Annotated in this window: 16 protein-coding genes; 3 read left to right on the forward strand and 13 right to left on the reverse strand. The window is 63.5% G+C overall.

All coding sequences use genetic code 11. The features are described 5' to 3' along the window. Nucleotides 1-44: 44 nt before the first annotated feature. The 4 genes from CE_RS09325 to CE_RS09340 form a co-directional block, all read right to left on the reverse strand. Nucleotides 45-2,303: a polyribonucleotide nucleotidyltransferase gene (locus tag CE_RS09325; RefSeq protein WP_035108841.1), complete on the reverse strand. Its 2,259-nt coding sequence runs from the start codon at nucleotides 2,301-2,303 to the stop codon at nucleotides 45-47. A 259-nt stretch (nucleotides 2,304-2,562) separates the two neighbouring features. Beyond that, on the reverse strand, nucleotides 2,563-2,832 hold the full coding sequence (gene rpsO, locus CE_RS09330) for a 30S ribosomal protein S15 (protein ID WP_006767869.1): 270 nt from the start codon (nucleotides 2,830-2,832) through the stop codon (nucleotides 2,563-2,565). Nucleotides 2,833-2,985: 153 nt separating this feature from the next. Then, on the reverse strand, nucleotides 2,986-3,936 hold the full coding sequence (locus tag CE_RS09335; RefSeq protein ID WP_006767870.1) for a nucleoside hydrolase: 951 nt from the start codon (nucleotides 3,934-3,936) through the stop codon (nucleotides 2,986-2,988). A gap of 73 nt (nucleotides 3,937-4,009) precedes the next feature. Then, entirely contained in the window at nucleotides 4,010-5,035 is a 1,026-nt protein-coding gene (locus CE_RS09340; protein WP_006767871.1) for a bifunctional riboflavin kinase/FAD synthetase, read from the reverse strand. Between the two features lie 31 nt (nucleotides 5,036-5,066). Here CE_RS09340 and truB point away from each other — a divergent pair, with 31 nt between their 5' ends. Further along, on the forward strand, nucleotides 5,067-5,960 hold the full coding sequence (gene truB / locus CE_RS09345; RefSeq protein ID WP_006767872.1) for a tRNA pseudouridine(55) synthase TruB: 894 nt from the start codon (nucleotides 5,067-5,069) through the stop codon (nucleotides 5,958-5,960). 10 nt (nucleotides 5,961-5,970) lie between these two features. Here the strand turns inward: truB and CE_RS09350 are convergent, their stop codons facing one another. The 9 genes from CE_RS09350 to rimP all read right to left on the reverse strand — a co-directional run bounded on the left by CE_RS09350 (nucleotide 5,971) and on the right by rimP (nucleotide 15,854). Further along, nucleotides 5,971-6,627, reverse strand: coding sequence for a 4'-phosphopantetheinyl transferase family protein (locus tag CE_RS09350; protein ID WP_006767873.1), 657 nt, complete (start codon nucleotides 6,625-6,627; stop codon nucleotides 5,971-5,973). Further along, nucleotides 6,617-7,423 carry a metallophosphoesterase family protein gene (locus tag CE_RS09355; protein WP_143758450.1) on the reverse strand — a complete coding sequence of 269 codons (807 nt, stop codon included), beginning with the start codon at nucleotides 7,421-7,423 and terminating at the stop codon, nucleotides 6,617-6,619. Before CE_RS09355 ends, CE_RS09350 begins: the two co-directional genes overlap by 11 nt. Nucleotides 7,424-7,559: 136 nt before the next feature. Beyond that, a complete protein-coding gene (locus tag CE_RS09360; protein ID WP_006767875.1) occupies nucleotides 7,560-8,936 on the reverse strand; it encodes an MATE family efflux transporter in 1,377 nt (458 codons plus the stop codon). Nucleotides 8,937-8,952: 16 nt separating this feature from the next. Next, on the reverse strand, nucleotides 8,953-9,951 hold the full coding sequence (locus CE_RS09365; RefSeq protein WP_011075652.1) for a DHH family phosphoesterase: 999 nt from the start codon (nucleotides 9,949-9,951) through the stop codon (nucleotides 8,953-8,955). Nucleotides 9,952-9,956: 5 nt separating this feature from the next. Next, a complete protein-coding gene (gene rbfA, locus CE_RS09370; protein WP_006767877.1) occupies nucleotides 9,957-10,406 on the reverse strand; it encodes a 30S ribosome-binding factor RbfA in 450 nt (149 codons plus the stop codon). Nucleotides 10,407-10,625: 219 nt separating this feature from the next. Beyond that, entirely contained in the window at nucleotides 10,626-13,520 is a 2,895-nt protein-coding gene (gene infB / locus CE_RS09375) for a translation initiation factor IF-2 (RefSeq protein WP_011075654.1), read from the reverse strand. A gap of 103 nt (nucleotides 13,521-13,623) precedes the next feature. Beyond that, on the reverse strand, nucleotides 13,624-13,998 hold the full coding sequence (locus tag CE_RS09380) for a YlxR family protein (RefSeq protein ID WP_006767880.1): 375 nt from the start codon (nucleotides 13,996-13,998) through the stop codon (nucleotides 13,624-13,626). Between the two features lie 280 nt (nucleotides 13,999-14,278). Continuing rightward, the gene (gene nusA, locus CE_RS09385) at nucleotides 14,279-15,277 is read right to left on the reverse strand and encodes a transcription termination factor NusA (RefSeq protein WP_006767881.1); all 999 of its coding nucleotides are present in this window, start codon (nucleotides 15,275-15,277) and stop codon (nucleotides 14,279-14,281) included. A 28-nt stretch (nucleotides 15,278-15,305) separates the two neighbouring features. After that, nucleotides 15,306-15,854 (reverse strand): ribosome maturation factor RimP, encoded by a 549-nt coding sequence (gene rimP, locus CE_RS09390; protein WP_006767882.1) that lies wholly within the window; start codon nucleotides 15,852-15,854, stop codon nucleotides 15,306-15,308. A gap of 83 nt (nucleotides 15,855-15,937) precedes the next feature. On the opposite strand from rimP, the gene CE_RS09395 reads away from it, so the two are divergent. After that, nucleotides 15,938-16,774 carry a DUF4439 domain-containing protein gene (locus tag CE_RS09395; RefSeq protein ID WP_006767883.1) on the forward strand — a complete coding sequence of 279 codons (837 nt, stop codon included), beginning with the start codon at nucleotides 15,938-15,940 and terminating at the stop codon, nucleotides 16,772-16,774. A 400-nt stretch (nucleotides 16,775-17,174) separates the two neighbouring features. Then, a complete protein-coding gene (locus tag CE_RS09400) occupies nucleotides 17,175-18,782 on the forward strand; it encodes a peptide ABC transporter substrate-binding protein (RefSeq protein ID WP_006767885.1) in 1,608 nt (535 codons plus the stop codon). Nucleotides 18,783-18,836 lie beyond the last annotated feature (54 nt).

The following is an 18,836-nucleotide window of genomic DNA, read 5'->3' on the forward strand; positions in this document are numbered from 1 at the left end:
AACCCATCCCGGGGGGCCGCCGTCAGTTCCGTTCGGGGAGGGGATTAATCCTCCTCGACCACCGGAACGAGCGAGATCTTGCCGCGGTTGTCGATGTCGGCGATCTCCACCTGGAGCTTCTCACCGACGGTGACCACGTCCTCGACCTTCTCTACACGCTTGCCGTTGCCCAGCTTGGAGATGTGGACCAGGCCGTCACGGCCCGGCAGCAGGGACACGAACGCGCCGAAGGCGGTGGCCTTGACCACAGTGCCCAGGAAACGCTCGCCGACCTTCGGCAGCTGTGGGTTGGCCAGGGCGTTGATCTTCTCGATCGCGGCCTCGGCAGCCTCACCGCTGGCGGCGGAGATGAACACGGTGCCGTCATCCTCAATGGAGATGTTCGCACCGGTCTCCTCGGTCAGGGCGTTGATGTTCTTGCCCTTCGGTCCGATCAGCTCACCGATCTTGGAAACCGGGATCTGGATGGTGGTGATGCGCGGGGCGAACTGGCTCATCTCATCGGGTCCGTCGATGACCTCGGCCATGGTCTCGAGGATGGCGAGACGGGCATCGCGTGCCTGCTCCAGGGCATCGGCAAGAACCTTGGAGGGGATGCCGTCGAGCTTGGTGTCCAGCTGCAGTGCGGTGATGAACTCGGCGGTGCCTGCGACCTTGAAGTCCATATCACCGAAGGCATCCTCGGCACCGAGGATATCGGTGAGGGCGACGTATTCGGTCTTGCCGTCGACCTCATCGGAGACCAGGCCCATGGCGATACCGGCCACCGGTGCCTTCAGGGGCACACCGGCGTTGTACAGCGACAGCGTGGAAGCACAGACGGAACCCATGGAGGTGGAACCGTTGGACCCCAGCGCCTCGGAGACCTGACGGATGGCGTACGGGAAATCCTCGCGGGACGGGATCACCGGCAGCACGGCACGCTCGGCGAGCGCACCATGGCCGATCTCACGACGCTTGGGGGAACCCACACGACCCGTCTCACCGGTGGAGTACGGCGGGAAGTTATAGTGGTGCATGTAACGCTTGGTGTCCACCGGCGCCAGGGAATCGATATGCTGCTCCATCTTGAGCATGTCCAGGGTGGTGACACCGAGGATCTGGGTCTCGCCGCGCTCGAAGAGGGAGGAACCGTGTGCACGTGGGATCAGTTCGACCTCCACGCCGAGATCACGGATATCGGAGACTCCGCGACCGTCGATGCGGAACCCCTCGGAGAGGATCTTGCCGCGCACGATCTTCTTCATGAGCGAGTTGTAGGCTGCACGGATCTCCTTGGAGGCAACAGCGGCACCGAGGTCATCCTCGAAACGGCCGATCAGCTTCTCCTCGACCTCAACCATGAAGTCATTGGTGGCGTTCTCGCGCTCGTTCTTGCCCTTGATGGTCATCAGCTGGGTCAGCTTCTTGGAGGCCTGCTTCTCCACCGCTGCGTACACCTCATCGGAGTAGGCGGGGAACAGCGGGAACTCACGGGTCTCCTTGGCCACGCGCTGGGCCAGACCCTCCTGAGCACGGCACAGCAGATCAATGAACGGCTTCGCGGCCTCCAGGCCCTCGGCGACGGTCTTCTCTGTCGGGGCGGGTGCTCCCTCCTTGATGCGCTCGACGACGTTCTCGGAGGCACCGGCCTCCACCATCATCACGGCGACATCGGAGAAGGTCTTGTTTCCACGCTTGCGCTCAACGAGACGGCCGGCGACAACGAGCTCGAAGACGGAGGCCTTCTGCTGCTCAGCGGTGGGGAATGCCACCCACTGCCCCTCGGGGTGGTTCTCATCGGCGATCAGTGCCATGCGGACACCGCCGACGGCACCGGAGACCGGCAGACCGGAGATGCGGGTGGCGGCGGAGGCACCGTTGATGGCCACGACATCGTAGCTGTCCTCGGGGCTGACGGACATGACGGTGATGATCACCTGGACCTCGTTGCGCAGCCCCTTGACGAAGGTGGGGCGCAGCGGACGGTCGATCAGACGACAGGCCAGGATGGCCTCCGTGGAGGGGCGGCCCTCACGGCGGAAGAAGGAACCGGGGATACGGCCGGCGGCGTACATACGTTCTTCCACGTCCACGGTCAGCGGGAAGAAATCGAGGCCTTCGCGGGGCTGGTTGGATGCGGTGGTGGTGGCCAGCAGCATCGTCTCATCGTCGAGGTAAGTGGTCACAGCACCATCTGCCTGGCGGGCCAGCTGGCCGGTCTCGAAACGGATGGTGCGGGTTCCGAAGTCACCGTTGTCAATGGTGGCGATGGCTTCAATAACGCCATAGTCGGTGTCTTCGAAATACTTAACTTCGCTCATATGCGAGTTGTTCTCCTCATGTTTAGTTCTTTCGGTGATCATCGGTGCCACCGTTAATGCTGTCTTCATACAACGTTGGAAATTCTACCAGCTCATGCAGGATAACCCCAGTACCGGTTTTCACTGTGGACAATGGTGTTATATTCACCGAAACGGGCTGCAGGAACGCCGAAACCGCCCCGCCTCCCTGCCATAACGGCGGGGAAACGGGGCGGTGCGCCTTCCATATCCTGGCGCTTGGGCCGGGAACAGGAGGGAATTAGCGACGCAGGCCGAGGCGTGCGATCAGGTCACGGTAACGGTCGACGTTGTTGTCGGCCAGGTACTTCAGCAGGCCGCGACGACGACCGACGAGCAGCAGCAGACCACGACGGGAGTGGTGATCGTGCTTGTGGAACTTCAGGTGCTCGGTCAGGGTGTTGATGCGGTTGGTCAGCATCGCGATCTGTGCCTCTGGGGAACCGGTGTCGGTCTCGTGCAGACCGTACTCGGCGAGGATGGACTTCTTCTGCTCGGAAGTAAGAGCCATGAGGATATCTCCTAGTTATTTCAGTCCGCATGAAGTGTTTTCACCACGCACCCCTGACAAGCAGGCGGGTGATGTACTTTCTGCAACTGTTGCGGACCACAGTCACAAAACCGTCCGTCAGCTTAACACCGGCAGGCTGAACCACCCAAATGGCTAGTTGTTTGCGGCCACCCGACCCACGCGGGTCATGAACTCGGACAGGAACCGGTCCACATCGACTGCCACGGCCGCACGAGCGGTGCGCACGGGATCGTTGAGGCGGACCTCATCACCGATGGTGCGGCCCCGGGTCTCACCCTCCACATCGACCTTGAGGTTGATCGGCAACAGGGTGACCAGGGACGGGTCGACGGCCACACCCACGGCCAACGGGTCATGGAGACCACAGCCACCCAGGTGCGGGGCGGTGGTCTCATAGGCCTTGATGTAGTAGTCGGTCATGTCCGCCAGGGCGATGGCAGCCGGGGTGCCCAGCTCACGCCACTGCGCGGTGTGCCTGGAGGTCAGCAGGGTCTGCAGGGTGACATCCAGGCCGATCATGGTCACATCGGCCGCCGCACGGAAGACATTGTTGGCGGCATCCGGGTCCTGGTTGATGTTGGCTTCGGCCCAGGGGCTGACATTGCCCGGGACGGTGAGCGCACCGCCCATGATGACGATGTGGGCGTTGTCCGCGAAGGCCGCATCCTTCGCGGCGGCCGCCGCGATGTTGGTCAGCGGACCGGTGGCGATGATGACCAGATCGTCGCCGTGTTCACGCACGGAATCGATGAGGAAATCCACACCACCTTCGCGGGCCTCGGCGCGGGCCTTCTCCAGGGCGACCTCGCCGATACCGTTGGCACCGTGGATGAAGGCGGAGATGTCCAGGACCTCGAACCCGTCGCGCATGAGGGCATGGGGCTCACCGAGGTAAACCGGAACATCGGGGGCCCCGAACAGTTCCAGCAGCGCGAGGTTGTTCGCAGCGCCGGTGTCCAGCAGGACGTTGCCGTAGGTGCAGGTCACGCCGATGACCTCCAGCTCCGGGGAGCCCAGGGCGTAGGCCAGTGCGAGAGCATCATCGATGCCGGTGTCCAGGTCCAGGATGGCCTTCTTGGTCATGTGGGGCTTGCCTTTCCGTCAGGTGGTGGTGAAACACTTCTCGGGAGACCATCCTAGGCCCGTGGGCGGGGCCTTAATCAGCGGGGGTGGGTGGGGCGTCGAGAAGCTCCCTGTCCCGGGCGAGGATCTCCCTCGTCTGCGTGACGTCATTGGCCATCGCCTCGAGGAGTTCCTCCACACCGTGGAATTTCACCATGGGGCGCAGGCGGTCGACGAACTCCACCATGACGTGGTGACCGTACAGGTCGGCCTCCCGGTCCAGGACGAAGGCCTCCACACTGCGCCGTTCATCACCGAAGGTGGGGTTGGTGCCCACGGACACCGCGGTGGGATAACGGACCCCGGGGACCATGTCGCCGTCGATATCGCGAGAGATCTCCCTGTCGATCGCTCGGTCGTCGGTGATGGTGAACCAGCCGGCGTACACACCGTCGGCAGGCAGTGCCACGGACTCAGGCAGGTAGAGATTGGCGGTCGGGTACCCGAGTTCCTTGCCTCCGCGGCCGGCTCCGCGGACCACCTCACCGCGCACGGAGTAGCGACGCCCCAGTGCCCAGTTGGCGCGGGCCACATCGCCCTCGACGAGGAACTCACGCACCAGGGTGGAGCAGATGCAGAGGTCATCGTCGTGGAGCAGGGGCATGATGGTGATGTCCACGTCGTGCTGTGCACCCAGTTCACGCATGGTGGCCTCGGTGCCGGCGCCGTCGGTGCCGAAGGTGAAGTTCTCCCCCACCACCACACTCCGGGCGCGCAGGGCGTCGACGATCATCACACGGAAGTACTCCTCGGGGGACAACCCGGCGAGTTCCCGGGTGAAATCGATGATCAGCACCGCCTCCACCCCCTGCTCCGCCGCGAGTGTGATGCGGTAGTCCAACGGGGCCAGACGGGTGGGCTGGCGTCCCGGGAGGAACACCGAGATCGGGTGCGGGTCGAAGGTGACCATCACGCACGGCACCCCCAGTTCACGCGCCTGCCGGGAGGCCTCCCGCATGAGTGTCTGATGTCCACGGTGTACACCGTCGAACACGCCGATTGTGACCACCGAACCCTCAAGGTCCGCCGGAACTTCCTTTAAACCGCGCCAAATATCCACGGCTACAGGTTACGGCATAGACTTCTCAGGCATGAATGATCCCGTCCAGAACTCAGGTCTCGTCGTGGTGGACAAACCCGCCGGAATGACATCACACGATGTGGTATCAAAACTGCGCCGTGCCTTCTCCACCCGCAAGGTGGGGCACGCCGGCACCCTTGATCCCATGGCCACCGGTGTGCTGGTGGTCGGCATCGAGCGTGGTACACGTTTCCTCGCGCACCTGGTGGCCACCACCAAGGCCTACGATGCCACCATCCGGCTCGGCGCCTCCACCACCACCGATGACCGGGAGGGGGACGTTGTATTCTCGGCTGACGCCTCGACGCTTGACGACGAACAGATCACCACCGCCGTCACCTCGCTGACCGGGGAGATCATGCAGAAACCCGCGAGTGTGTCCGCCATCAAGATCGACGGGAAGCGGGCCCATGAACGGGTCCGCGACGGTGAGGTGGTGGATATTCCGGCGCGCCCGGTAACCGTGAGCGTGTTCGACGTGCTGGAGCAGCGACGCGAGGGTGGCTTCGTGGATCTGGATGTGCGGGTGCACTGTTCCTCCGGCACCTATATCCGTTCCCTGGCGCGTGACCTGGGGGCCGCCCTGGGGGTGGGTGGACACCTGACCGCGCTGCGTCGCACCGAGGTGGGGCCCTTCACCCTGGAGGATGCGATCCCCCTGGCTGACCTCCAGGACAACGCCCGGTTATCCCTGAGCCTGGATGAGGCACTGGCCCGTTCCTATCCTGTCCTGGAGATCACCGAGGCCGAGGGTGAGGCACTGTCGATGGGCAAGTGGCTGGAACCGCGTGGACTGAAGGGTGTGCACGCGGCGGTCACCCCGTCGGGCCGGTCGATCGCCCTGGTCGAGGAGAAGGGGAAACGCCTGGCCACCGTGTTCGTAGCGCGTCCCAACACCCTGTGACCGTATCCCTTCAGGTCACGGCGGTGGCGGCGATGACATAACCGTCGCGAAGCACCCAGCGCCCGGAGATGAACGGCACCGGGGTGGGGCGCACGAGCAGGTAGGACACGAAGGTGCCGTCGTCACGCAGGTCGATCTCCGCCTGCTCGAAACCCAGCCACCGGTGGGTCAGCGGGAACCACGCCTTGTAGGTGGCCTCCTTCGCGCAGAACAGCAGCCGGTCGGCGCAGTGGATGCCCTTGTCCTCCAGACGTTTGAGCTGGGGCACCTCCCCCACCCTGGCGATGGATCCCAGGACATCCTTGGGCAGGGGCTCAGCCGGTTCGGCATCCAGGCCCATCGAGCGCACCAGCAGGCGCGGTGCCACCACGGCCGCCCGGAAACCATCGGTGTGGGTCAGGGAACCCGACACCGACGACGGCCACAGGGGCATACCCCGCTCACCGCGGAGGATGGGATCCCCGCTGTCCCGCCCCAGTTCACGTAACGCCTGGTGGGCACACCACCGGGCGTCCCCGAACTCAGCCTTGCGGATATCGACCGCATGCGCCACCAGGGCCTTCTCCAGGGGATGGAGACGGTGGAAATTGTCCAGGTTCAGGTCCCCATCATCGGTTCTGATGAATGAGAACTTCGCGGATCCCGGAAAGAGGGACTCATCCAGCATGCTCCACCTCCATCACCGGGTACGGCCACACATGGCCTGGACCCCACTGCTCCCACTCCCTCGGATATCCGAGGGAGACCTCGATATGTCTGATTCCGTTGATCATCTGGACCCCGGGTATGTGCAGGTGGCCGTAGACCACCGCCTGTGCGTTGTACCGCTCCGCCCACCCCCGGGTATGTCTCGTCCCGCACCACAGCGCGAGTTCCTGCCACCGCATCCGCTGGGTCGGTTCCACCACCAGGGGCCAGTGGTTGATCAGGATGGTCGGCCCCGTGATCTTGGACAGGCGCTTGATGGAGTACGCCAGGCGGTCCCAGCACCACGCCCGGATATCCACGAACGGGGCGATGGAGAACTCATCGGTCATCATCACCTGACGGTCACGGGCCGCCTGGACAGCCTGCTCCACGGTGAAACCAGGGCGGCGGAAGGAATAGTCGTACAGGGTGAACAACGGAACGATGGTGACCCCGGCGAAGACGGGATACGGATCCTCCGGGGTGAGCACATCAATCCTGCGGCACCCCTCCACCAACTCGGTGTATTTGTCCATCCCCTGGCACCGGTCCTGGGACCGGGAGAACAATTCATGATTGCCCGGCACCCAGATGACCTTGGCGAAACGTTTACGGAGGCGGGCGAGCACGGATAACACCAACTCGGTGCGTTCAGCCACATCGCCCGCGACGATCAACCAGTCAGAGGGGTCTTTCGGCTGGATCTTCTCGATCGGATCGGCATTGGCCTTCACCGCCGCGTGGAGGTCTGCAACCGCCCAGAGTGTTGTGGTCACGTTCACCTCTGCCTTCATTGATCGTCACTGATCCCGATGGCCGCATCCGGCCCCGTCTGGTTTTGATAGTTTACGCGAAGAAGAAGATGCCGTTGGCATCAACCAGCAGGAAGGCCGGCAGCTGTTACGACAGCTGTTACGACAGCGCGACCCCCTCACGCGCCCACCGCATCGACCGGAAACGCCATACCACCGCGATGAGACGGATGACGATGAACGCCAACAGTCCCACCCACACACCGGTGAGTCCACCACCGACGAGGTAGGAGATCCACACCCCGGGCAGGAAACCCAACAGCACCGCCAGGATGGATGCATTACGCAGGAACACCGCATCCGAGGCACCGAGCAGGACACCGTCGATGGCGAAGACCACACCACCCAGGATGATCATCACGATCATGATCCACCACGGGTTGCCGATGGCCTCCAGGACCTCCGCATCCCGGGTGAACAACCGCGGGATGGCACCGTGCAGGACGGCGAAGACGATGCCCAGGAGCCCGGCGAACGCCACCGAATACCCGATGACCCGGATCCCCACCCGGCGTGCCACCGCCGCCGACCCGGCCCCCAGCGCAGCACCTGCCAGTGTCTGTGCCGCGATCGCCAGGGAATCCAACACCAGCGTTATGAAGTTCCACAGCTGCAACATCACCTGGTGGGCGGCCAGCGACGCCGTTCCGAACCTGGCCGCCACCGCCGCTGCGGACAGGAAGGCCACCTGGAAACTCAGCGATCTCATGATCAGATCACGGCCCAGGAAGAGCTGACGTTTGATCACATCCCAGCGCGGGCGCCACTGCCCGTCATGGTGTCGGACCAACGCGATGAGGAAGAGCGCGGCCGTGATCCCCTCGGCGATGACATTGGCATAGGCCGACCCCACCAAGCCGTACCGGTTGACCATGATGGGGATGAGGACCGCGCCGGGTATCACCCCGGCCAGGGTGAAATAGAGGGGCAGACGCGTATTCTGAATGCCACGTAACCACCCGTTACCTGCCATGATGATCAACACCAGCGGCACGGCGAAGGCAGCTGCCCGCAGCCACTGCGCCGCGGCCTCGGCCACCTCACGATCCCCGGAGAGCCACCAGGTGAACCACGGGGCGAACAGGATCATGATGGTGGCGATGGCCACGCCGACCGCCACGGCCACCCACGTGGCCTGCACCCCCTCGGCGATGGCCCCGCGCCTGTCCCCTGCTCCGAAGAGACGGGACGACCGCGCCGTGGTGCCGTAGGACAGAAAGGTCAGCTGGGTGGTCACCTGGGACTGGATGGTCACTGCAGCGCCCAGGGCCGCCAGCTCAAACCCACCGAGACGGCCCACGACGGCGGTATCCAGGAGCAGATACAGCGGCATCGCGGCCAGGACACCCAGCGCCGGCAGGGCCAGGGTGAAGATCTGCCGTGCGGTGACCTGCCCCAGCTCATCCACCGTGGTCGGATCACCCGGCGTGGTACCACTGCGGGGGCCGGGTTTCTCACTGGGCAGATCAGGGGTCATGGATGATCAAAGACCCCTAACCGCGGGCCATGTGGGAGGTATCCAGGGACTCCCCGAGTTCCACGGCTGCGGCGATGAGGGTATCCAGGGCCTCCAGCTCGGTACCGCGGGCGGTGTACCCGGCCGCCGGAACGTGCCCACCCCCACCGAGATGCACCGCCAGGGACCCCACACTCAACTGGGAGGAGCGCAGGGAGACCGTGAACACACCCGGTTCGTACTCCTTGAACACCGCGCCGAAATCAGCACCGTCAACCGCGCGGACGGTTTCGATGAGTCCCTCCACCGCAGCCTTGGAGTGACCGTTGATCGTGGCGTGATCGGCCACCAGCACCGCAAGACTGTAGGGGCCTGCGCGGTGCATCTCAATCCGCGACATGATGCGACCCACCAGTTGGAGATCCTCCAGGGAGGTCTTATCGATGAGCTCAGCGGAAATCTCACGGATATTGAGGCCGTGCTCCATGAGACGACGCGCCATGGTGTGCATGACAGGACGACCCCAACGGAAACAACCGGTGTCGGTGACCAGGCCGGCATACAGGCCGTGGGCGATGGTGCGGGTGATCTGCACCCCGAGCACATCGAACCAGTCGAGGAGAATCGTCGTGGTGGATTCCGCCTCCGTGTTGATGAGGTTCACCCGACCGAAACCCGGGTTGGTTGCATGATGGTCCACCACGATCGTGCGCTCCCGGGCACCGGTGATGGTCTCCTCGAAGTCACCGGTGCGTTCCTGCGAACCGCAGTCCACCACGATGATGAGATCGGAGGCCGGCAGGACGGAGGTGAAGACGATGTCCTCCGAACCTGGGATGGAATTCAGATTGGTGGGCATCGGATCCCGCTGGCCGATATAACCCCGGGCGTCCTTACCCAGCTGCCGCAGCACCTCGACCGTGGCGGTGACACTGCCGATGGCATCCGCATCGGGGCGCAGATGCCCCACCACACTGACCGTGTGGGCAGCAGATACCAATTCCGCTGCTGCACGGAAATCAGAATGGGTGGTCACAGAGGTTACGCCTCATCCTCTTCACGGGTATCCGACTTGTACGGGTTGGGATCACCTGCGGGGACGGCGTTCTCCTTGAGTTTCGCCAGTTCGGCATCCCGCTGGCGGGCACGCTCTAGCAACGCCTCCATGTGGGCGGAAGCCTCAGGTACTGTATCCACACGGTAGGTCAGGGTCGGGGTGAACCGGACACCCAGCTGCTCGCCGACAATCTTCCGGAGCTGTCCGCGGGCACGGTGCAGGGCCTCGGCCGCAGCCTCCAGGTCCGGTTCATCCCCCACATTCTCACCGCGAACGGTGTAGAAGACGGTGGCATCATGGAGATCGCCGGTCATGGTGACATCGGTGATGGTGATGTACTCGAGGCGACGGTCCTTGATCTCGCGTTCGATTGCGCTGGCGACGATGGTCTGAATGCGTTTGGCCATTCTGGCCGCACGGGCGTTATCCACCATGAGGACCACTCCTTCGAAGGTTTGACAGTTGTACTGATTATCCGCAGATTCTACCCTGTCCGCATATGCTCTCCGCACACCGGTGGGGATTCCCCCCGGTATGCCGGGACCAGAGACCAAAAGGCCCGGTCCCCGGGAGAGATGTTCCAGGGGGCCGGGCCTTCAGGCTGCTTATGCGACGGGCCCAACCGGTTGGTGGGGCCGGATCAACAGGGGATCCTAGGAATCGCGTGGGACCTCGACCATCTCGAAGACCTCGATCTTGTCGCCGACGGCGATGTCCGGGTAGGACAGGACCATACCGCACTCATAACCTGCGGAGACCTCGGTGACATCGTCCTTCTCACGACGCAGGGACTCGATCTTGGCATTGGAGGCGATGACATTGCCATCGCGGATGATGCGGGCCGTTGCGTTGCGACGGACCTTGCCCTCCTCCACCATGCAACCGGCGATGAGACCGATGGCGGAGGCCTTGAAGATCGCACGGATCTCGGCCTTGCCCACCTCGCGCTCCTCGTAGATCGGCTTGAGCATACCCTTGAGGGCTGCCTCCACCTCTTCGATGGCGCGGTAGATGATGGTGTAGTAGCGGATGTCCACGCCCTCGGCGTTGGCTTCCTCGGTGGCCTTGCCCTCAGCGCGGACGTTGAAGGCGATGATCACGGCGTTGGAGGCCGCCGCAAGGGTGACGTTGGTCTGGGTGACCGCACCGACACCACGGTCGATGATGTTGAGCTCGACCTCATCATCCATCTCGATCTTGAGCAGGGCTTCCTCAAGTGCTTCCACGGAACCTGCGTTGTCACCCTTGAGGATGAGGTTGAGGACCGAGGTCTCCTTGAGAACTGAATCCAGATCCTCGAGGGAGACACGCTTGCGGGAACGTGCTGCCAGGGCATTGCGCTTACGAGCATTGCGTTGGTTGGCGATCTGACGGGCGATGCGGTCGTCCTCGACCACCAGCAGGTTGTCGCCGGCACCGGGGACACCGTTGAGACCCTGCACCTGGACCGGACGGGAGGGACCGGCCTCGTCGACATCGCGACCGTATTCGTCGACCATGCGACGAACACGACCGTAGGTGTCACCGACGACGATGGAGTCACCGACGCGGAGGGTACCGCGCTGGACGATGACCGTGGCCACCGGGCCACGACCACGGTCGAGGTGTGCTTCAATCGCGACACCCTGTGCGTCCATGTCCGGGTTGGCCACCAGATCCAACTCGGCGTCCGCGGTCAGGCAGACGGAGGCCAACAGCTCATCGATGTTGGTGCCCTGCTTCGCGGAGATGTCGACGAAGATGGTGTCTCCGCCGTACTCCTCCGGAACCAGACCGTACTCGGTGAGCTGACCACGGATCTTCTCCGGGGAGGCATCCGGCTTATCGATCTTGTTCACCGCAACCACGATCGGCACATCAGCGGCCTTCGCGTGGTTGATGGCCTCGATGGTCTGTGGCATGACGCCGTCATCGGCGGCCACAACCAGAACAGCGATATCGGTGGACTTGGCACCACGGGCACGCATGGCGGTGAAGGCCTCGTGACCCGGGGTATCCAGGAAGGTGATGGTGCGCAGGTCATCTTCGACCTCGACCTTGACCTGGTAGGCGCCGATGCCCTGGGTGATGCCACCGGCCTCGCCGGAACCGACGTTGGCCTTACGGATGGTGTCCAGGAGTCGGGTCTTACCGTGGTCGACGTGACCCATGACGGTGACCACCGGGGGACGCTTGGCCAGGTCCTGCTCGTCGCCGATGTCCTCACCGAACTGCAGGTCGAAGCTCTCGAGGAGCTCGCGGTCTTCATCCTCAGGGGAGACGACCTCGACCTTGAAGTTCATCTCGTCACCGAGGAGCATCAGGGTCTCATCGGAGACCGATGCGGTCGCGGTGACCATTTCACCGAGGTTGAACAGTGCCTGCACGAGTGCTGCCGCATCCGCGCCGATCTTGTCGGCGAAGTCGGACAGGGAGGCACCGCGGGCGAGACGCAGGGTCTGGCCACGGCCGTCGGGCAGACGAACGCCACCGATGACGTTCGGTGCCTGCATCGACTCGTACTCATTGCGCTTCTGACGCTTGGACTTGCGACCACGACGTGGTGCACCACCCGGACGTCCGAACGCACCTGCGGTACCACCGCGACGTCCACCGCGGCCTGCGCCACCGCCGCCACCGCGGTTGAAACCGCCGGAGCCACCACCAGGACCACCCTGGCCACCGCCACGGCCACCCTTACCGGGTGCCTTGGCCGGCATCTGGCCGGGGGTCGGGGGCATCATGGCTGGTGATGGACGACGTCCGCCACCCTGACGCTCCTGGGATGCAGCGCCTGCGGCGTTACCTCCCTGCGGACGTGGGCCACCGGAACCCGGTCCCGGGCGCTGGCCACGTGGGCCACCCTGACCGTCGCGCGGTGCGCCGGAACGCTGTCCGCCCTGTGGGCGTGGTGCACCACCGGGACGGGGTCCGCCACCCGGGCGGGGTCCACCGCCGCCGGGACGTGGTCCCGGACGGTCTGCCGCACCGGTGGAAAATGGGTTGTTGGCCACGCGGGGTGCGCGTGCCCCCGGCTTCGGGCCGGGCTTGGCCATCGGACGTGGCATGGCGTTCGGACGTGGTGCCTCGCCACCCGGCTTCGGGGTTGCCTTGTCCTCGGCAGCCTTCTTCGCGGCATCTCCCGGGGTGGGACCCGAGAATGCCGGGGTAGCTGGCTTGGGGGCTGTAGGCTTCGCCGGGGCCGGCTTCGCTGCGGTTGGCTTGGGGGCTGCAGGCTTGGCCGGGGTCGGCTTGGCGGCTGCGGTACCCGGCTTCGGGGCCGCGACGGCACCCGGGGTCGGGGCTGTCGGCTTCTGTGCGGTACCCGGCTTCGGGGCTGGGGCACCGGGCTTGGCGGCAGGCTTGGCCGGGGTTGGCTTGTTATCGGTGTCGGGCTTGGCCCCACCGGTTGCCTGATAATGCTCCTGCATCTTCTTCACCACCGGCGGTTCGATGGTGGACGATGCGGTTTTGACGAACTCACCCTGCTCCTTGAGCGTGGCGAGCAGTTCCTTGCTGGTAATACCGAGCTTCTTCGCGAGCTCGTGTACACGTAGCTTTCCGGGCACTTTTCTCCTCTAGAGTTTCGCTAGAGGTCAAAGGCCCGGTGAGGGACCTCGAACTCTAGCAGTGATTATTGACGTTCATCGCTGATGCTTCATCGTGTGCTCATCAGTGTTCGGTCTTCCTTACAATGTCGGGTCCGGTGGTCTGTTCCACCAGGTACGTGCGTACGTGACCTGTATCCACCGTGGTGGACACCCTCAGCGCACGGCCAAAGGCACGACGCTGCTCAGCAAGCTCCAATGCGGCGATGGTGGGTGTCAGCCATGCTCCCCTGCCCGGCATCCGACGCTTCGGATCAGGGAGGATCACACCTGGTCGCCCCGGGTGTTCGACTACACGAAGGAGGTCGATATCATCGAGCCGTCGCTTCGTGGCGATACAGGTACGGATCCGGATTGTTTTTTCAGCAGCGTTCGCCTCAATGACAGGTGCACTTACGTTGTTCACGTCGTCCACACCGGTGTCGGGGGCCAGCTGCATTCAATCCCTTTCTCACTACCTTGGTTCACCACGTTGGTTTACCGTGACTGTCTTCTGATCCGTTCCGGTCGGAAATAGAATCCGGGGTTCGGCACAGAATCCACAGGCCGCATGTGGGCCTTTTCCAATATTACGCTATTGAGAGCAGAAATTGGAACCTGTGATTGAATAATCACCGATTCCAATCTTCATCTACCGGTAACCGGAGGGACACCAGGGTAATCTCCCGGCCAACATTTCACCGGGAGGGGATCCCCCGGGGAGGCTCTCAGCCCGTGGATTAACCCATATCGGAGTGGATGTCGATCTTCCATCCGGTCAGACGCGCTGCCAGGCGGGCATTCTGCCCCTCCTTGCCGATCGCGAGAGACAGCTGGTAGTCGGGCACAACCACCTTGGCGACCTGCTGCTCCGCATCGACGATCTCGACGCTGACAACCTTCGACGGTGCCAGGGCATTGCCGACAAAGGTGGCCGGATCATCAGAGTAGTCAATGATGTCGATCTTCTCTCCACCGAGCTCGCGCATGATATTCGACACACGCTGACCGCGCGGTCCGATGCACGCACCCTTGGCGTTGAGGTTCTTCACCGTCGCCCGGACAGCCACCTTGGAGCGGTGACCGGCCTCGCGTGAGATCGCCACGATCTCGACGGACCCATCAGCCACCTCGGGGATCTCCAGCTCGAACAGACGGCGCACGAGTTCCGGGTGGGTACGGGAGAGGTTGATCTGGATGCCGACCGGACCCTTGCCCACGCCGACCACATAGCTCTTGACGCGGTCACCGTGCTTGAGTTTCTCACCGGGGATCTGCTCGGCGGGCAGCAGGATGCCGTCCTGGCTGTCAGTTTCGGTACCGAGCTGGACCACGACGATGCCACGCTCCGCAGCACGAGAATCGGCCTGGACAAGGCCGGACATGACGGTGCCCTCGTATTCGGCGTAGGCATCGAAGGCGCGCTCCGCCTCAGCCTCACGCAGACGACGGACGATGGCATCGCGCACAGCGCGAGCGGAGACACGACCGAAGTTGGAGGGGGTGTCATCGTATTCGGAGGAGATGGTGCCCTCATCGTCGAACTCGGTGACGATCACGGCAACAGCACCGGTGGAGACATCAATGTCCACGCGGGCCTTGGAGCTCTCCGGGACGTCTGACTCCCGGTTGTCCAGATAGGAATGGAGCAGGGCATTCGCAATGGTGCGGATCATGTCCTCAACCCGGATGCCTTTTTCCTTCTCAATGGCTCTCAGAGCCTGGACATCAATATTCACTTGTCTTCCTCTCAGGGTTCCGTGGATCCTAGTGGTCTGTTTCTTCCACGGCTTCGTCGAATGTGCGTCCCGCGAGATCAAGTTCATCCTGCGCGGGTTTCGCGAATTCAATTTCTACCACTGCGCGAGGGGAATTAGCCAATTCCAGGACGGTGACGGAGAGGGCCTTTTTATTGCGTTCGATGAGGATGACAGCGGTTTCCTCGGCATTGAGCGCCCCGATGCGGGCGATACGCTTCTTGCCGTCCACATCGAGGCTGACCAGGCGGGTACGGTTGCGGCGCCAGTGCCGTGGCTGCGTGAGTGGCATGTCCACTCCGGGGGTGGATACCTCGAGCAGGTAGCCCGCACCGAAGCTGAGCTCACCGCGGGCCTCGGCGGCGTCGAAAAGCTCACCGATCTCCTGGCTGACCACCTCGAGGAGGTCGAGGTCGGGGCGGGAATCGGAGTCGAGTTTGATGGCCACGGTTGATTTCGGCCCGGCCTTGGTCACGCGCAGCCCCTCCACGTCGAGATGGCGGGTGGCGACGACGGGTGCGATCAGGGCGGTGAGTTCTTCAGCGGTGGGGAAAGCCATGGCCCTCACCTTACTGCCCTGCGGACACACGGATCACCGGCGGGTGCCCAACCGTGTCCACCCCACCCGCTACACTTCACCGCATGCGCTTCACGAAGCACCTGATCCTCACCACCACAGCCGCACTCGCAACCACCCTGGCCGCGTGCACCCCGTCGCCCACCCCCGACGAGGCCCTGGTGGGGATGCATCAGGAGGCACTGCATGACGCCCAGGCGCTGGCAGTGTCCACACCGGATGCCTCGGCGCTGCGCTCGGAACATGCAGAGGAGATCACTGCCGAGATCGAGCGGTTGTGCGGGTTCACCGATGACGGCATCCTTCCGGAGTCCTGCACCTTCGAGACCCCGGATATCGCAGCCGCCCCCGCGTCGGATGGTGCCTCCCACATGATGGCCAGCCAGGAGCAGATCCTGGATCACCTCGGGGAGATCCCCACCGAGTCGGTCCCCCTCATCATCGGCCAGTACATTGAACAGGCCCGTCTGGCACCACCCCCCGAGGAGATCACCATCCCGGAAGACCTCTCACTCAAGGGTGAGGACCTGACCCGGGCGCAGGATCTGCTTGCCGGCGAGTACGCTGCCACATGGGCCCTCGGCGTTGCGCTGGCCTACGTCTCCCCCGACCTCACGGATGCCACCCAGGATGCCATCGACCGCCACCGGGAATATGCCGCGGTACTGCGCACCACCATCACCCCCTTCGCCGACACCGCCCCCTCAGAACCCGGTTATGACCTGGCCGGATTGACGGAGCCGACCGACCCGGACAGCGCACTCACACTGATCCGTGAGGTGCAGGACAATGCGGTCACCTCCTGGCACAATGCCGCCTCAGTGGCCACGGACCCCGGTTGGCGCATACTGGCCAGCCGGATCGCCGGTGCCACCGCCCGCGACACGGTCACCTTCGACTGACCCCCGCCCCACCGGGTCCCGCCCCCTGCTTTTCGACGCCCGCCCGACGCATGCCCGTCCCCGACGCCCCACCGGGTTGACGGTATGGCGACGGGCCGGGTGACCTTTCGACACCCCCATGCGCAATCGATCCCACGATTGACCACATCACCGCCCCACCTACGGGGGTGAAAACGATAACAAATCAGTCACTGACTGCCCGCCCGGAATTCCGGACCTTTCCGACAATGTCCAGCTAGAAGCGAATTTCCTCCGTGCTGGATTAATTTTTACTGACAAAAACATGAAATCCACATCTCTTTCGGGTTTGGCTGCGAGCTGAGTCACATTTAGGATTCAGGCACGGGGTTTCACTGAAATCACACCGGTGGAATCAACCTAAAACACACGGAGGTCTCAAATGACTTTAAAGAAGTCTCTTGCCGTCACCGCGGCAGCGACACTGGCACTCAGCCTCGCCGCCTGCGCCTCGGATTCCGAGTCCGATTCCGCCGGGGGCACCGGTGATTCCGCATCCGGTGGTGACAACTATGTGCTCGTCAACGGCACCGAGCCACAGAACCCACTGGTTCCCGCCAATACCAATGAGGTCGGTGGTGGCCGCATCGTCGACTCCATCTTCGCCGGGTTGGTCTACTACAACGTGGACGGTTCCGTGGAGAATGATCTCGCCGAATCCATCGAACTCGAGGGCGACAAGACCTACCGCGTCACCCTCAAGGAGGGTGCCACCTTCACCGACGGCACCCCAGTGACCTCCGAGAGCTTCGTCAACGCATGGAACTACGCGGTAGCCAATGACCAGCTCTCCGCCTATTTCTTCGAACCCATCCTGGGTTATGAGGAGGGCGTGGAGGAGATGGAGGGCCTCCAGGTCGTCGATGACACCACCTTCACCATCGAGCTGAACCAGCCCGAGTCCGACTTCCCGCTGCGTCTGGGTTACTCCGCGTTCTACCCACTGCCTGAATCCGCCTTCGAGGACATGGAGGCCTTCGGCGAGAACCCGGTGGGCAACGGTCCCTACAAGCTGGCCGAGTGGAACCACAACCAGGATGCCCTCATCGTCCCGAATGAGGACTACGACGGTGGCCGTACACCCCAGAACGATGGCGTGAAGTTCGTGTTCTACCCGACCTTCGATGCCGCCTACGCCGACCTGCTGTCCGACAACCTCGATGTCCTGGACTCCATCCCGGATTTCGCCTTCGCAACCTTCGAGGATGAACTCCAGGGCCGGTCCATCAACCAGCCTTCAGCCGTGTTCCAGTCCTTCACCATCCCGGAGCGCCTCGAGCACTTCTCCGGTGAGGAGGGTGCACTGCGCCGCCAGGCGATCTCCATGGCCATCAACCGCGATGAGATCACCGAGACCATCTTCGAGGGCACCCGCACCCCGGCAACCGATTTCACCTCCCCGGTCATCGACGGTCACTCCGATTCCCTCACCGGTTCCGAGGTCCTCGAATACAACCCGGAGCGCGCCCAGGAGCTGTGGGCCGAGGCCGATGCCATCGCACCGTTCACCGGTGAGTTCACCATCTCCTACAACGCCGACGGTGGCCACCAGGCATGGGTCGATGCTGTCGCCAACTCCATCCGCAACACCCTGGGGATCGACGCCATCGGTAACCCCTACCCGGACTTCAAGTCCCTGCGCGATGACGTGACCAACCGCACCATCGATGGTGCCTTCCGTACCGGTTGGCAGGCGGATTACCCGTCGCTGGGTAACTTCCTCGGCCCACTCTATGGCACCGGGGCAGGTTCCAACGACGGTGACTACTCTAACCCGGAGTTCGACACCAAACTCTCCGAGGCCGCAGGTGCTGAGGATGCCGAGCAGGCTGTCGCCGCCTACAACGAGGCACAGGAGATCCTCCTGCAGGACCTTCCTGCGATCCCGACCTGGTACTCCAACGCGGTCGGTGGCTACTCCAACAACGTCGACAACGTCGAGTTCATGTGGAACTCCCAGCCGGCGTACTACCAGATCACCAAGAGCTAGGATCTGACACCCGTTGCTGACCGGGTTCGCTCCCGGTCAGCAGACCCCCGAATG

Origin of the sequence: Corynebacterium efficiens YS-314, from assembly GCF_000011305.1 — a bacterium.
Lineage (GTDB): Bacteria > Actinomycetota > Actinomycetes > Mycobacteriales > Mycobacteriaceae > Corynebacterium > Corynebacterium efficiens.

Excerpts from the sequence above, each read along its gene's own strand:
- CE_RS09325 (WP_035108841.1), bottom strand. The coding sequence starts at position 2,303 with ATGAGCGAAGTTAAGTATTTCGAAGACACCGACTATGGCGTTATTGAA.
- rpsO (WP_006767869.1), bottom strand. The coding sequence starts at position 2,832 with ATGGCTCTTACTTCCGAGCAGAAGAAGTCCATCCTCGCCGAGTACGGT.
- CE_RS09335 (WP_006767870.1), bottom strand. The coding sequence starts at position 3,936 with ATGACCAAGAAGGCCATCCTGGACCTGGACACCGGCATCGATGATGCT.
- truB (WP_006767872.1), top strand. The coding sequence starts at position 5,067 with ATGAATGATCCCGTCCAGAACTCAGGTCTCGTCGTGGTGGACAAACCC.
- CE_RS09350 (WP_006767873.1), bottom strand. The coding sequence starts at position 6,627 with ATGCTGGATGAGTCCCTCTTTCCGGGATCCGCGAAGTTCTCATTCATC.
- CE_RS09360 (WP_006767875.1), bottom strand. The coding sequence starts at position 8,936 with ATGACCCCTGATCTGCCCAGTGAGAAACCCGGCCCCCGCAGTGGTACC.
- rbfA (WP_006767877.1), bottom strand. The coding sequence starts at position 10,406 with ATGGTGGATAACGCCCGTGCGGCCAGAATGGCCAAACGCATTCAGACC.
- CE_RS09380 (WP_006767880.1), bottom strand. The coding sequence starts at position 13,998 with ATGCAGCTGGCCCCCGACACCGGTGTGGACGACGTGAACAACGTAAGT.
- rimP (WP_006767882.1), bottom strand. The coding sequence starts at position 15,854 with ATGGCTTTCCCCACCGCTGAAGAACTCACCGCCCTGATCGCACCCGTC.
- CE_RS09395 (WP_006767883.1), top strand. The coding sequence starts at position 15,938 with ATGCGCTTCACGAAGCACCTGATCCTCACCACCACAGCCGCACTCGCA.
- CE_RS09400 (WP_006767885.1), top strand. The coding sequence starts at position 17,175 with ATGACTTTAAAGAAGTCTCTTGCCGTCACCGCGGCAGCGACACTGGCA.